Source organism: Ancrocorticia populi (genome assembly GCF_003123745.1).
Classification (GTDB): Bacteria; Actinomycetota; Actinomycetes; order Actinomycetales; family Actinomycetaceae; genus Ancrocorticia; species Ancrocorticia populi.
Genome location: NZ_QETB01000004.1, coordinates 375,183 through 388,875 on the forward strand (window position 1 = coordinate 375,183; position 13,693 = coordinate 388,875).

Annotated in this window: 13 protein-coding genes and 1 tRNA gene; 5 read left to right on the plus strand and 9 right to left on the minus strand. The window is 59.1% G+C overall.

Going from position 1 to position 13,693, the window contains the following annotated elements; all coding sequences use genetic code 11:
- Window positions 1–6 precede the first annotated feature (6 nt).
- The 7 genes from mnhG to dcd form a co-directional block, all read right to left on the minus strand.
- The gene (gene mnhG, locus DD236_RS08775) at window positions 7–381 is read right to left on the minus strand and encodes a monovalent cation/H(+) antiporter subunit G (RefSeq protein ID WP_109093986.1); all 375 of its coding nucleotides are present in this window, start codon (window positions 379–381) and stop codon (window positions 7–9) included.
- Complete coding sequence (locus DD236_RS08780; RefSeq protein WP_109093987.1) at window positions 374–772, minus strand: MrpF/PhaF family protein; 399 nt, start codon at window positions 770–772, stop codon at window positions 374–376. Before DD236_RS08780 ends, mnhG begins: the two co-directional genes overlap by 8 nt.
- Window positions 772–1,410: a Na+/H+ antiporter subunit E gene (locus DD236_RS08785; protein WP_109093988.1), complete on the minus strand. Its 639-nt coding sequence runs from the start codon at window positions 1,408–1,410 to the stop codon at window positions 772–774. Before DD236_RS08785 ends, DD236_RS08780 begins: the two co-directional genes overlap by 1 nt.
- Window positions 1,403–3,049 carry a Na+/H+ antiporter subunit D gene (locus DD236_RS08790; protein WP_109093989.1) on the minus strand — a complete coding sequence of 549 codons (1,647 nt, stop codon included), beginning with the start codon at window positions 3,047–3,049 and terminating at the stop codon, window positions 1,403–1,405. The genes DD236_RS08785 and DD236_RS08790 overlap by 8 nt, the downstream gene beginning before the upstream one ends.
- On the minus strand, window positions 3,027–3,476 hold the full coding sequence (locus DD236_RS08795; protein ID WP_109093990.1) for a Na(+)/H(+) antiporter subunit C: 450 nt from the start codon (window positions 3,474–3,476) through the stop codon (window positions 3,027–3,029). The genes DD236_RS08790 and DD236_RS08795 overlap by 23 nt, the downstream gene beginning before the upstream one ends.
- Window positions 3,473–6,616, minus strand: a complete 3,144-nt coding sequence (locus DD236_RS08800; RefSeq protein ID WP_109093991.1) for a Na+/H+ antiporter subunit A — start codon at window positions 6,614–6,616, stop codon at window positions 3,473–3,475. Before DD236_RS08800 ends, DD236_RS08795 begins: the two co-directional genes overlap by 4 nt.
- A gap of 262 nt (window positions 6,617–6,878) precedes the next feature.
- The gene (dcd, locus tag DD236_RS08805; RefSeq protein WP_109093992.1) at window positions 6,879–7,475 is read right to left on the minus strand and encodes a dCTP deaminase; all 597 of its coding nucleotides are present in this window, start codon (window positions 7,473–7,475) and stop codon (window positions 6,879–6,881) included.
- Between the two features lie 157 nt (window positions 7,476–7,632).
- On the opposite strand from dcd, the gene DD236_RS08810 reads away from it, so the two are divergent.
- Window positions 7,633–7,706: transfer RNA gene (locus DD236_RS08810), tRNA-Gly, on the plus strand.
- On the opposite strand, the gene DD236_RS08815 is transcribed toward DD236_RS08810, so the two are convergent.
- The gene (locus DD236_RS08815) at window positions 7,673–8,722 is read right to left on the minus strand and encodes a Gfo/Idh/MocA family protein (RefSeq protein WP_207785763.1); all 1,050 of its coding nucleotides are present in this window, start codon (window positions 8,720–8,722) and stop codon (window positions 7,673–7,675) included. The genes DD236_RS08810 and DD236_RS08815 overlap by 34 nt on opposite strands.
- 104 nt (window positions 8,723–8,826) lie before the next feature.
- Here DD236_RS08815 and DD236_RS08820 point away from each other — a divergent pair, with 104 nt between their 5' ends.
- From DD236_RS08820 to DD236_RS08835, 4 genes are all read left to right on the plus strand, one after another.
- Window positions 8,827–9,174, plus strand: coding sequence for a cupin domain-containing protein (locus tag DD236_RS08820; RefSeq protein ID WP_109093993.1), 348 nt, complete (start codon window positions 8,827–8,829; stop codon window positions 9,172–9,174).
- Window positions 9,175–9,249: 75 nt separating this feature from the next.
- Window positions 9,250–9,927: a response regulator transcription factor gene (locus DD236_RS08825; RefSeq protein WP_109093994.1), complete on the plus strand. Its 678-nt coding sequence runs from the start codon at window positions 9,250–9,252 to the stop codon at window positions 9,925–9,927.
- A 1-nt stretch (window position 9,928) separates the two neighbouring features.
- Window positions 9,929–11,206: a sensor histidine kinase gene (locus tag DD236_RS08830; protein WP_109093995.1), complete on the plus strand. Its 1,278-nt coding sequence runs from the start codon at window positions 9,929–9,931 to the stop codon at window positions 11,204–11,206.
- A gap of 62 nt (window positions 11,207–11,268) precedes the next feature.
- Window positions 11,269–11,997: a PepSY domain-containing protein gene (locus DD236_RS08835; RefSeq protein WP_109093996.1), complete on the plus strand. Its 729-nt coding sequence runs from the start codon at window positions 11,269–11,271 to the stop codon at window positions 11,995–11,997.
- A 54-nt stretch (window positions 11,998–12,051) separates the two neighbouring features.
- Here the strand turns inward: DD236_RS08835 and DD236_RS08840 are convergent, their stop codons facing one another.
- Window positions 12,052–13,437, minus strand: a complete 1,386-nt coding sequence (locus DD236_RS08840; RefSeq protein WP_243410181.1) for an Nramp family divalent metal transporter — start codon at window positions 13,435–13,437, stop codon at window positions 12,052–12,054.
- Window positions 13,438–13,693: the final 256 nt, after the last annotated feature.

Here is a 13,693-nt window from a genome sequence, read left to right on the forward strand (position 1 = left end):
TCTCCTTTAATGAGTGTTGTCTCTATTATCGCCTTGTGAGGCGCCCACGTGTAGATCCTCGTGCAAATCGTCCACCACCAGTGCACTCGAATCTACCCGTCCGGTGCGGTAGCCCGCACGCGAAAGCATGTGTGCGGAGATCGGGGCAGTAATCAGCTGGAAGGCCATTACTAGCACCATCGTCCACGTCATCGTCGAATCACGCACGATGAGGGCCGCGCCCGTCAAGTTGAGAATTAGCGAGAGCACCTGCGGCTTCGTGGCGATGTGCTGGCGCGAAACGAGATCCGGGTAGCGCGCCAGTCCCATGGCTGCGATAAAGGTGAGCGAGCAGCCCAGCACAAGGAAAATCGCGCCTAAAACATCCAGTACGTTATCCATCGTTGTCCTCCTCGTCCGAGCCATCGGGGTGTACCGGTTCTGCTGAATCTTCGTCCGATTGCGAATCCTCTTCGGCAGCTTCGGCCTCCGATATAGCCTGTTCTTCTTCGATCGTAAGGATGCGCCGCTTGCCCGGGTCCTCGGGGCGGGCCGCGCGGGCTACTGCTACGGAACCGAGGAAGCCGACCACGGAGACAACAACAAACACGGCCAACAAATCTGCACGTCTGGTGTAGGCAACTAGGAGCGCTAGGGCACCCAGCATCACCGACGTCATGACGTCTACTCCCACCATGCGGTCCAGCGTTGAGGGCCCGCGCTCGATTCGGAATAACACCGCCACCGCGGCGGCTGAGAGCAGCACGCCACATATTCCAACTACCCAGACCATCAGTCTTCCTCCTCCGGCTCGTACACGGGGGCAAAGGGCATCGGCAGCAGCCCAGATTTCTTCGTGGGGCCCGGAACCAGGCCCGCGCGGATCAGCTCATCACGCGAGGCAAAGGTACGCAGGATGCGCTCCTCTAGGTCTAGGATCGCGGCGTGGGCGGCCGAAACACCACCAGCCAAGCCGATATCAAACACGTGAATGTAGAGAGTGCCAGTTGCCGCATCCGCCTCCACCGGGACCGTTCCGGGAACCACAGCTGACATTCCGGCCGTCATGGTCAGGTACATATCTGATTCCGAGCGCAGCTGGACGCGGATGATAGCGGCGCGAGGCTTCTTGCGGCGAATGATGAAGAACGCCTGCTGAGTTGAGGACACCACAAGGTCGTAGAGGAAATGGGTAGCCAGTATCACGAGGGCACGGGGCCGGAAGCGGCCATCGAAGCGCATCGCGGGGAACGGGGCGAGACTCGTGATAGCTAGGGCTAGCACGAATCCTGAGATGATATTGCCCGGAGTGACCTCACCCCACAGCATCACCCACACGACCGTGCACCACAGAAGCGTCCCCAGCGAGGCGTGCGGGAAACGGCCCGGGCGCTGGGTAGCCACGCGGATGGCGTCACTTGACCTACTCATCGGTGCCTCCTTCCGGGGTGGTGGCCTGTTCCGTGGGCTCAATCGTTGGCGCCACCGAAGGATCCGGCGTTGGTTCCTCCGTGGATTCCTCCGTGACCTCGGGAGAAATCCCCCCACCGCGTTCTCCCTCGTTCGGAAGCACCGCAGCAATGTAGGGGGCACGGGCCAGAAGCTCGGAAGCCGCATCATCCGTGAAGTGGCGGAGCGGATTAGCGATCACCGAAAGCCCAAGCGTGATGGCCACGAGCGCGCCAGCCACACCGATCATGCCCTTCGGACAGTCGTTTTCAGGCAGTGGTTCTGGGGGCTCCTGCCAGAACACCATGTTCCACACGCGCATCACGGCGTACAAAGTGAGGATCGACGTAACAATTCCGGTGCCGATCAACAACCAATCCAGCCCGGTGCCGCGCTGCGCTGAGGCCTCCATGAGGCCCAGCTTGCCGAGGAATCCGGACATTGGAGGAACACCCGCAAGGTTGAGCGCTGGGATCAGGTACAGGGCCGCGATCACCGGGGTTGCGGCCGCGAGCGATCCTAGCTTATTCATGGAGGTGGTACCGCCCCGGCGCTCGATCAGCCCCACAACTAGGAACAGGGTGGTCTGCACAGTGATGTGGTGGACGGCGTAAAACACCGTGGAGGAGAACCCTCCCGTAGAGCCTAGGGCAACACCCCACACCATATATCCCATGTGGGATACGAGCGTGAAGGAGAGTAGGCGCTTGATGTCTTTCTGTGCCACAGCACCCAAGATTCCTACGATCATGGCCGCGATGGCGAATCCCGCGATCACATCGTTCAATCGGCCATCCGGGAAGAGCAGGGTCTGGGTGCGGATGATCGCGTAGATGCCCACCTTGGTGAGGAGGCCGGCAAACACGGCCGTCACGGGAGCCGATGCCGTGGGGTAGGAGTCTGGAAGCCAAGCCGAAAGAGGGAAGATGGCTGCCTTGATTGCAAAGCCGATGAGCAGCATCACCTGCAGAATCATCTGTATGCCTGGGTCCAGCTCCGGCAGGCGCAGGGCCAGTTGAGCCAAATTCACCGTGCCAGCCGCGGCGTAGGTGAGGCCGATCGCGATGAGGAAGATCATCGAGGAAACCAGCGAGACGATCACGTACACGGTACCGGTACGGATCCGTTCCTGCGTGCCACCCATGGTAATTAACACGAAGGAGGCGGCTAGTAACAGCTCAAAGCCCACGTAGATATTGAAGAGATCCCCGGAAAGGAAGGCGTTGGAGACTCCGCCGGAAAGCAGCAGGAAGGCAGGGTAGTAGATGGCCGAAGGCGCTCCTTTATCGCCATCGGCCACTCCTTGGAACACTGAGTACAGGAGAACCAAGAGGGTCACGGTTACAGAAGTGACCAGCATCAAGGTGGAAAGGCGGTCTGCCACCAATACGATCCCCACCGGGGCCGCCCAGCCTCCCATGTCCAGCACGATGGGACCACTTAGCGAGTTAATGAGCATGACAATCGCCGCAGCTAGGACAACGCCTAGTACACCGATCGTGGCGATGAACTGCAGGAAGCGGAACCTCTTGGCAGAAAGCAAGAGCAGGATGCCGGCGCCCAGCATAGGCAGCACTACGGGCACGGCTAGGAGGGCATTAAGATTCACTGTTTCCTCCATCAGTCTCATCGTGGAACTCGGCCACAGTCTCCACTAGATCGCCCTTGTCCTCGTGCTCTTCCATGGCCTCGGCCGCTTGTCGCTTGGCGACTGCGCGGTCCTCACGATCGTCACGTACCTCATCGTTATCGCGGAGCTGCCAAGCGCGGTAGGCCATCGCAAGAAGGAAGCCAGTCAGGCTGAGGGTAATAACGATCGAGGTCAGCATCATGGCCTGAACCAGCGGATCCGCCATGGCTTCCGGTTCCGATGTACCGACGATCGGTGGCTCACCCGAACGGCCTCCGGCAATCAGGAACAGGATGTTGATGCCGTTGGACATTGCGGCAATTCCCAACACGATGCGGGAAAGGCTGCGCTCCAAAATCAGGTACACACCCACGGCAACGAGCACGCCACAGAGAATCACGAGTGCGAGAGAGCTCATTTCGCGCCTCCCCTCTCCCACTCGTTAAGCGGGGATTCATGAGGGGAGGAAGCCAAATCGCGATGGGCACGCTCAACCGCTGCGGGCGAAAGACGCTTGCCCGTGTTATTGGAGCGCGTGTTATCGGCGGACTCTTCGTCCTCGCGTATCATTTCCTCGGCTTCCATCTCGTGCTTGAGTGCTGCGCGATCATCCTCATGCGGGACGATAATGAGATCATCTGGGCCCTGGAGGCCCTCAAGCTCGCCGTGGCGATCGATTTCGCCGCCAAGCGAGCGCAGGATCTCCAGCGAGAGCCCAACAACCGCCAGATACACGCCAATGTCGAAGATGAGGGCCGTGGCGAAGTGGACCGATCCGAAGGCTGGGAGCGTGAAATCGATCATCGCAGTCTGGAGTGGGCTTCCGCCAACCAAAACAGGGGCAATGACCGCCACAACGATGAAGAGGAGCCCGCTCCCCATAAGATAGGAGGGGAGCACCGGTAGGGCAGCCCCCAATTCGAACCTGCCACCAGCGAGGTAGCGGAGCGCGAAGGCGATGCCTGCAAGCAAGCCGCCCGCAAATCCGCCACCGGGCTGGTTATGCCCCGAGAAGAGCAGGAAGAGCGAAACCATGACGATCGAGTAGAACACGATGCGCGTGCCCACCACCAGAATTACCGGGTGAGAGGCAACTCCCCGGCGCACCACAGTGGAAAGCCATCTCCGCTCACGTCCCTCTTGAGCGGGAAGCTCACTCTGCAGGGACGCAGCGGGGTATTGGTGCGAATCCACGATCTGTTGAAACTGTTCACGCACACGGGACTGGGCCGGGCCAAGGATGTTGCGTAGGCGATCCGTGCGCCCCGTACGATCACGCACAAAGAGGAGTGAAGCAATACCCATCGCGCACACCACTAGCACGGAGGTTTCGCTCAACGTATCCCACGCACGGATATCAACCAGCGTTACGTTCACGATGTTGCGCCCATACCCGAAGCTATAGCCTTCTTCGGCAAACAGCTTGGAGATGGGCTCGTGGATGCGCGAACCCGCGGCAATCACCGCCACCAGGGAGACTGCAAGCCCCGTCATCCCCGCAATGAGAATACGCCAACGCCTAGATCTACGAAGCGGGCGGTTGGAGAAATATGGTGGTAGGCGGCGAAGCACTAGGACGAACACCACGAGGGTGATGGTCTCCGAAAGAACTTGAGTGAGGGCCAGATCGGGCGCCCCGTATAGCTCGTAGATCAGCGCAATCCCGTAGCCAGTTACTCCCATAAGGAGTACCGCCTTCATGCGCCGGCGTGCACGTGCGGCCAACAGCGCGGCCACAACTACCACGAGCGCAACCACTCCCTGAGCTGGGGAGTCCCATAGCCGGATACCGGCCGGCAGCTGCGCACCCCCTGCCAACGCCGCCAGTACCACCGTGACAAGCGTGAACACGAAAATCGTGGAAAGGTAAGCCGGCAAAGAACCGCGCTGGGTGGCACCCGTAACGCGCCCAGACAGCTCGTCGAGGCCTCTCAAAATCGATTGATACACCTTGTCCGCGGCGATCTTCGCGTGGTGACGTTCGGCGAAGGCAATGATGGGCTTCTGTACCCAGAAGAGCGCAATTCCGGCCGCAAACACGCCTAGGGTTACGAGGAGCGGCCAGCCGAAACCGTGCCAGAGAGCCAGATGCCCAGGCTCTCCGGGGAGCGTGTCCGCATGGTGCTCCAACAGGGTGGACCACCACGAGGAGGCAAGTCCAAGAATCAGGCCGAGCGTGGAGAGAATGACGATCGGCGCTCTCATCAGCCAAGACTTACGGCCAACAGGTTTAGCTTCGATCCCATCCTTTGTGGCAAATGCGCCCCACCAGAACCGCAGACCGTACGCCACGGTAAGAGCCGATCCAAGTGCGATGCAGATCCAAGTGATCGTGGCAGTGGTATCCCCGCCAACCAACGCACCCAGCGCGGCCTCCTTGGCCACGAATCCCGCCATCGGTGGAAAGCCAACCATAGAAAGCGTCGCAATGCCCGCGAAAACGGTCACAACCGGCATCTTGTGTCCGAGCCCGCTCAACTCACGGAGATCGCGGGTTCCCATGGCAACGTCCACGGTTCCAACAGTGAGGAACAACGCGGACTTAAATAACGCATGCGCACACAGCATCATGAGGCCAGCCAACGCCATCTCGGCGTTCCCGTATCCAACCATGATGGTAATGAGGCCCAGCTGCGACACCGTCCCGAATGCCAGCACTAGCTTGAGATCGTACTGTTTGAGCGCCCGGTATCCGCCGATGAGGAGAGTCCCTATTCCGGCAATAAGGACCATCGGCTGCCACGGAGCAACGTCTGCGAGGCCGGGAGCCAGCCGGGCCACAAGATACACGCCCGCCTTCACCATCGCAGCGGCGTGGAGGTAGGCGGAAACGGGTGTGGGCGCCGCCATGGCGGCGGGAAGCCAAAAATGGAACGGGATCAGCGCAGACTTCGAGAAGGCGCCGATCAATACCAGCACAACTGCAGCCGCGAGTAGCTCCGGGTGCCCGTAGCCCAAATGGCCAGCCTGAGCGGTAGAAACTATTTGAGAAAGCGAGAACGAGCCACCGGGCATCATGCCCAGCATGATGATTCCGATCAGCATCGCAAGCCCACCGAAGGTGGTGACGATAATGGCCTGCATGGCGGCACGCCGCGAGCTTGCACGGGACGAATAGTGCCCGATGAGAAGGAAGGAGAAGACCGTGGTCAGCTCCCAAAACATGTAGAGCGCAAGCGTGTTATCTGTGGTCACAAGGCCCAGCATCGCCCCGGAGAACGCCACAAATACGCCAGCAAAACGTCCCAGATGCGAGGCAGTTTCCGAGAAATATCGGGCGGAATAGAGCAGCACCAGCGTACCCACGCCCGTCACCAGCAGCGCCATCACTGTGGCGAGCGCATCGATCCGCACATCGAAACTAAAACCGAGTTGAGGGAGCCAGTGCACCGTCTGCGTGTAGACCTCGCCACGGAACGCCGCGGGCAGCTGCCAGAGGAACCACAGCGTTGCTAGCCCCGGAATGGCCGAAAGGAAAATGAAGCCCAGCCTGCCCCGATTCATCACAAGCGGGGCGCACAACGCCCCCAGAACGAACAGGAGCAAGAGTGCTGGCATTACGTGACTCCTCAACGGGGTGTGGAGGGCGGTCAAGACAGATGCACTAAGAAACAGTGCGCGGACATCGTATCATAATTATTGAATTTTCACCGAGGCTATATCGCCATTAAAGCGCGCAATATCGCCGGAAGTAGGGTTTGCGTCAACGCTCGATGTGAGAAATCTTCGACTGTGAATTTTTGGGAATAGTTCGGATTTGCCTCAGGTTTTTAGTTTTTGGTTTCGGACGACGACGAAACGTCCCCATCACACAATCCCATTACTGCTGTAGCGGATCCTTCCCCACATCGATGCGATGGAAGTTCTTAAACGAACGCGAAGCCGTAGGTCCCCGCTGGCCCTGATAACGCGATCCGGACGCCCCACTGCCGTAGGGACGCTCGGCAGCCGAGGACAATTGGAAGAAGCAGAACTGGCCAACCTTCATTCCCGGATACAGCTTGATCGGCATCGTTGCCGTGTTGGACAGCTCTAGGGTCACGTGCCCCGAGAAGCCAGGATCGATGAACCCCGCCGTCGAATGAGTCAACAAGCCGAGCCGCCCCAAACTGGACTTTCCCTCGAGACGGGCAGCAACGTCGTCGGCAAGAGTAATCTGCTCATACGTAGAGCCAAGAACGAACTCACCGGGGTGAAGAACAAACTCGCCATCTGCAGAAACTTCCACGAGGCGCGTAAGGTCGGGCTGGTCCGCGGCCGGGTCAATCACCGGGTACTTGTGATTATCGAAGAGGCGGAAGAAGCGATCGAGGTGGATATCCACCGAAGAAGGCTGGATCATCTCGGAATCCCACGGATCCACCCGAATCCGGCCGTCCGCGACGTAGCGGGCAATGTCTATATCTGAGAGAAGCACGTAACGATTGTGGCACGGATGGGGTCTGAGTGCGTTATCCGCCGGGAAATGGCACAGAGGCGTTTACGCGGCGGGTTTAGCACACGGGGTTTAGCCCAGCGGTTTTCGGACGTTTTGGTGGAAGCGGCTCCCTGACGCTAAGCTAAGGGAGCGCCTTGCGGGCGTAGTTCATCGGTAGAACGGAAGCTTCCCAAGCTTCAGAGGCGGGTTCGACTCCCGTCGCCCGCTCCATTTTCTCCCGGGTAACACACCGCCAGTTGCCGGCGCACCTCATCCATCATCTGCATTACCTCAACCGTGTCCCGAAGTGGGAACGTCACGGATTCGCACTGGCCTGAGGAAATGCAGCGGGAAACCTCCGCAATCTCGTACTCGAATCCACCCGCCCTCAAGGTAGGGGCAAAGCGGGCACGCTCGCCATCGTGGCGGACCACCTCAAACCCGGAATCCCTATAGAACTGCGGGCCAAAATCGATGTAACCCTCAGTTCCGCCGATCCAGGCTCTGGTTGGGCTTCGTGTCATCATCGAGGTGGACGCCACCGCGAGCGCGCCGGGATAGGTGAGGGCGGTGGCCGAGCTGGCGTCGCAGCCCTCGGGACTTAGGCTCCCCGTTGCGCTGATTGCTTCTGGTACGCCAAGGAGCGAGTGAATGAACGAAATTGGATAGACGCCAAGATCGAGTAGGGCGCCACCGGCCAGATCCAGCTGTGCTAGGCGCGGGACATGGGAGACAGTCTGGCAATGGTCTGCGGAAACATAGTTGACTGTTCCAATCGCCCCTTCGGCCACAAGCTTGCGGGCGGCCACCATGTGCGGAAGGAATCGGGACCACATCGCCTCCATCGCAAACACTCCCGCTTCGGCGGCCGCGTCTACAATTTCACGCGCCTCGGAGACACTTCGAGCAAAAGCCTTTTCTATCAACACGGGCTTACCCGCACCGATTGCAAGCAGCGCGTTGGCATGATGCTCGGAATGGGGTGTGGCAATGTAGATTGCGTCAACGTCCGCGCGTCCAACAAGCTCCTCGTAGGATCCGCACGCCTGCGGAATCCCAAACTCTTGGGCGAACTGCTGCGCCTTTTCCTGACTCCTCGAGCCAACCGCCGCCACGCTGGTGCCGGTGGCCCGAACTGCTGTTGCGAACGTGCGAGCGATCCCGCCCGGCCCTAGAATTCCCCACCGAAGCGGCGGGCACACCATGGGATCCGGAACGGTAGCCGACTCAATGATTTCCTGCAGCATCGGCAATCCTTTCGTCAGCAGCCATGATAGCGGGCGGCAGTATTGACTCCGGCTCGGATTCGGGAGACGGTTAAGCAAGTCACAACTACCGTTCGGAGGCCACAATGGCAAACCTGACAGACGCAGTCGAATCAAATCTGACGCAGGCATTGGCCGCGGATAACGGCCGGAGCGCAGAGCTACTCGCCCATGATGGAGTGCTGCGGCAAACCGTTGTGGCGCTACGTTCGGGGACTCGCCTCCAAGAGCACAACTCCCCTCCCGCCGCTACACTGCAGGTTCTTCGCGGCAGCTTGCGAGTGGAGATCGAGGATGCCAAGGACGAGCAAGGCACCTTCCATGAGAACGAGCTGTGGACCCTCACGCACGAACGGCACAGTGTGCTGGCACTGGAGGACTGCGCGTTCCTCCTGACCACCGTCACCTCCACGGGGGAACCCTCGCACGGGTAGTCAGGGCGAGGCACCACTGCTCCCAGGCCCAGCAGATTCAGAGTACGTTCAGTTTGGGCAGGGCATACTTGGCCTATGCGCATTCTGGTAGTTGATGATGAGGAGCTCTTGGCGGATGGAATTCGCCGCGGCCTCATAGCTGAAGGCTTCTCGGTTGAGGTGGCACACAACGGAATTGATGCCCTTTGGCACGCCCGCGAAGAATCCTACGACGCCATTATTTTGGACCTCATGATGCCGGGGCTAAACGGCTGGAAGGTCTGCAGCACGTTGCGCGAGGAAGAAAACTGGACCCCTATCCTCATGCTCACAGCCAAGGATGGCGAATGGGATCAGGTGGAAGGGCTCGATACTGGTGCGGATGATTATGTAACAAAGCCTTTTTCCTTCGCGGTACTCGTTGCCCGGCTGCGTGCCTTGATCCGCCGAGGAGCTATGGAACGCCCCGTGCAGTTGGAGGCTGGCGACCTGCGGTTGGATCCCGCAACACATCAGGTATGGAGGGGAGATACCTTGATAGAGATGACGGCTCGGGAGTTTTCCGTGCTCGAATACCTGATGCGCCACGCAGGCCAGGTGCTGACAAAACGGGCGCTCTTAGAAGGGGTCTGGGATCCAGCGTTCGATGGAGATCCCAATATCGTGGAGGTATATATCGGTCATTTGCGCCGTAAGGTGGATCGCCCGTTCGGCAGGGAAGCGATCCAAACGCTACGAGGCGCGGGCTATCGGCTCGCTATGAACGGCGGATAGGGTGTTAAAGTCCGTACGGTCCCGCGCAACTGCGGGCGCGGTATTCGTGGTTGCGGTCGCACTTCTTGTTGGTGCCCTCATATTTCTTGGGAGCTTGCGCAGTGCTCTAGTCTCGTCTTCCGCGAGCGCTGCCGAAGCCACCGCCGATGCCCTGTCCGATTCGATTGAAGACACGGGCACGAACGCCCTGTCCGAAGAAGACGATGACGCGGTTATTCAAATTATTGACAGCACCAGCTCCGTAGTTGCCAGCACTGAGGAGGCAAGCGGGGTCAACCTTTCCACCGCGGACGAGTTCACCATTGACGGTGATCACTACTACGTGGTGTCCGAGGACGTTGACGATACGGACTTGAGGGTGTGGGTAGGTTTTGAGGTCGACGACGATGCCATCGCCGTAGTCCAACGCCTCCTTCTCATCGCATTGCCGCTCATTGTCCTTATCGTCGGACTCGTTACCTGGAAAGTAACTGGGCGGGCTTTAGCGCCCGTGCATAGGATTCGCGCCGAGGTAGACCAGATGGGAGCAACGGCTTTGGACCGCCGGGTTGCTGTTCCCGATACGGGAGACGAGATCGCGGCGCTCGCGGCCACGATGAACCGCATGCTGGACCGAATCGAACAAGGCACGAAGACGCAACGGCAGTTTGTCTCAGACGCCTCCCACGAGCTGAGATCCCCGCTTGCCACCATTCGTCAGCATGCCGAGCTAGCCGCGGCCCATCCTGAAGCTATTGAGCAGGAAGAGCTGGCCGCAGTTGTGCTTGGAGAAGGCAAGCGGATGCAGGACATGGTGGATTCACTCCTTATTCTGGCGCGGTTGGACGAAGGAGCCCACGCTGAGTGGAAAGCGGTGGATCTGGATGACATTGCCTTGTCTGAGGCCGCGAGGGTTCGCGATCGAGTGAGTGTGGATACGTCGGGTATTCGAGCGGGACGGGTGCTCGGTGATAGCCGGCTCCTCTCTCATGTTGTGCGGAACCTCGTAGACAATGCGACGCGGCATGCACGTGGCAACATTGCGATCACCGTATCGATGAACGGCCCACAGACGGTGCTTGACGTTGAGGATGATGGGAACGGCATTCCGGCAAGCGATCGGCAGCGGATATTCGAGCGGTTTGTTCGGTTGGATGAATCCCGGGCCCGCGATGCAGGCGGTTCAGGATTGGGGCTGGCAATCGTCCATAGTATCGTCAGCGCGCATGGTGGAGCGGTTTTCGTGGGCGAATCTAGGTGGAGCGGAGCGCGGTTCACGGTAGTGCTGCCAACAGCGTAATCCTGAAGAACCATTCAGGTTGCTTCAGCATCCATTCAGGGCCCACTTGCCAAGATGAAGACATGGAAAACAACAATGGAACCCAGCAAAAGAAGTCCGCAAAGAAATGGCCCGTCTGGACGGGAGGCGCTCTGGCAGTTGCCCTCATTTCAGGTAGCATCGGGGCAGCGATCGGCTCAGAGGATAGTAGCGATTCCGCTGATTCCGTGAGCCACGTGACCGAGAGCTCCGTGACGGCCCAAACAGAACCGCAGGACTCAACTACAACGGATAACACCGAGAAGGCCGGAAGCGAGACCACAGGCGGCGATGATGATACGGCAGGAGGCACCGAGAGCACTACCAACGGTGCAGCTCTCGCTGGCATGAGCACCGCTGACGAGGCTGCCGCCTATATCGATACGGCCACCGGAGCCGTCTCGGGAACCCCTACCGGAATCGAATTGAATCAGGACGGTTCGTGGGATGTGGAGATCATGGAATCGGCGAACTCCGAAGTGACCGTCCGGGTCTATGAGGATGGCACCACGCAGATCGTTGAGACCGATCAAGAGGATGATGCCGCCAGCCTCACCCAAGAGGATATCGCCCGAATCTTCGACGCTGCGCTCGCTGACACTAACGGAACGATCGTGAGCATAAGTGCCGAAGACGAAGACGGTGAGGACCGCGATGCCTACGGCGTGGAGGTGCTCAGCAGTGACGGTACACAGGTTGTCGAGTTGGAACTGGACATTAACTATTCGGTGATCGATCGCGAGGTTGAAGGGGTTGAGGATTTCCTCGACTAAACGCGAGTGAACCACGCTGTGGGCGGGTGGCATATGCCACCCGCCCTTCTGTATTTATAGGAAGTCCTGCACAAGGCTCCAGATGAGTTCCATGTTCAGCACTGTGAGCACGATCGTGGATAGCCACCCGGCCGCCGCAACCCACGGCTTATTGGCGAAGCGCTCCCCCATTATCTTTTTCGAGGACGTAAAGTACACCAACGGCGCCATCGAAATCGGAAGCGCGACGCACAGAAATACTTGGGAGTACACCAACACCTGTTCGAGGGCCACCTCGGATCCGTTGAAAACGATGGTACAAATAACCACAGGGATAACTGCGAGCAGACGAGTCACCACCCGACGCATCCACAGCGGAATCTTCATGTGAATGAAGCCCTCCATAACCACCTGCCCGGTAAGCGTGCCGGTGATGGTCGAGTTCTGACCAGAAGCAAGCAGCGCCACCGCGAACAGTGTAGAGAGCACCGGGCTGGCCACAGCTCCGGCGAGCTGAGGATCACCCAGTGCATCATAGAGAGCGCCGAAGGTTGAGAGATCTGCGGACTTCCCGTAAAAGAGCGCCCCACCGAGCAACAGCAGCAGACAGTTGACGAAGAAGGCAGCGCCAAGCTGAATGTTTGAATCCCACGTGGCAAACCTGACTGCGTGGGCACGGCCATCTTCGGTGGTGCGATCGTAGGCCCGCGACTGCACGATAGCTGAATGCAGGTAAAGGTTATGCGGCATCACGGTGGCCCCCACAATCCCGAGGGCCAGAATGAGCTCCTCGTGGTGCAGGATCTGAACCGACGGCACGAACCCGGCCGCAACCGCGCCCATATCTGGTGAAGCCAATGCCACCTCGTACACAAACACCGCCACGATCGTCACGATCAGCGTGGCAACGATCGCCTCAACCTTGCGGAATCCGATTCGCATGAGGAGGAGCAACACCAACACGTCAAATACAGTGAGGCACACGCCCACGATGAGTGAAAGGCCAAACAGCAAGTGAAGGGCAATCGCTGCCCCGATAACTTCGGCAACATCCGTGGCCATAATCGCGAGCTCGGTAGCGATCCACAGCGCTATCCCGAGCCGTCGCCCGGTGTGGGCGCGCGTGGCCTGAGCAAGATCCATCCCGGTCACGATGCCAAGTTTTGCGGACATGTACTGGAGCAACATGGCTACAAGGCTGGAGATAAGGATAACGCTCAGGAGTAGGTAGCCGAACTGCTGCCCACCGCCAATCGACGTAACCCAATTGCCGGGATCCATGTAACCCACGGCCACGAGTGCGCCAGGCCCAGAAAAGGAGAGGAGGCTCTTCAGGAAACCCGCGTCTTTCGGCGCAACGGCAACCGTCCCATTAATTTCCTCAAGCGACGGCCCCGTCGCGGACCTCACCAACTTACGGCGTTCTCCTGCAGCGACCTGCTCTTCATTCACAACTGACACGACATGTCCGATCTTCGCTTACGTCTATGCGTATACGTCGTCGAAGGCCGGCGGCGCCATCTACGAGCTAGGTACCCTAGTTCTTTCGCATCCAACTATAAGTTCGTCTAACCGAACTTTCAAGACTAATCAGCGAGACTTAGCCCATCAGGCACCTGAACAGAAGTTGAAAATAAGGTAGTGCTCCCCTAAAGTTCTGGCTAACGAACTTTTAAACTTGTATGCACGTAATTTCCATCAGTACGTGCACGGTTTC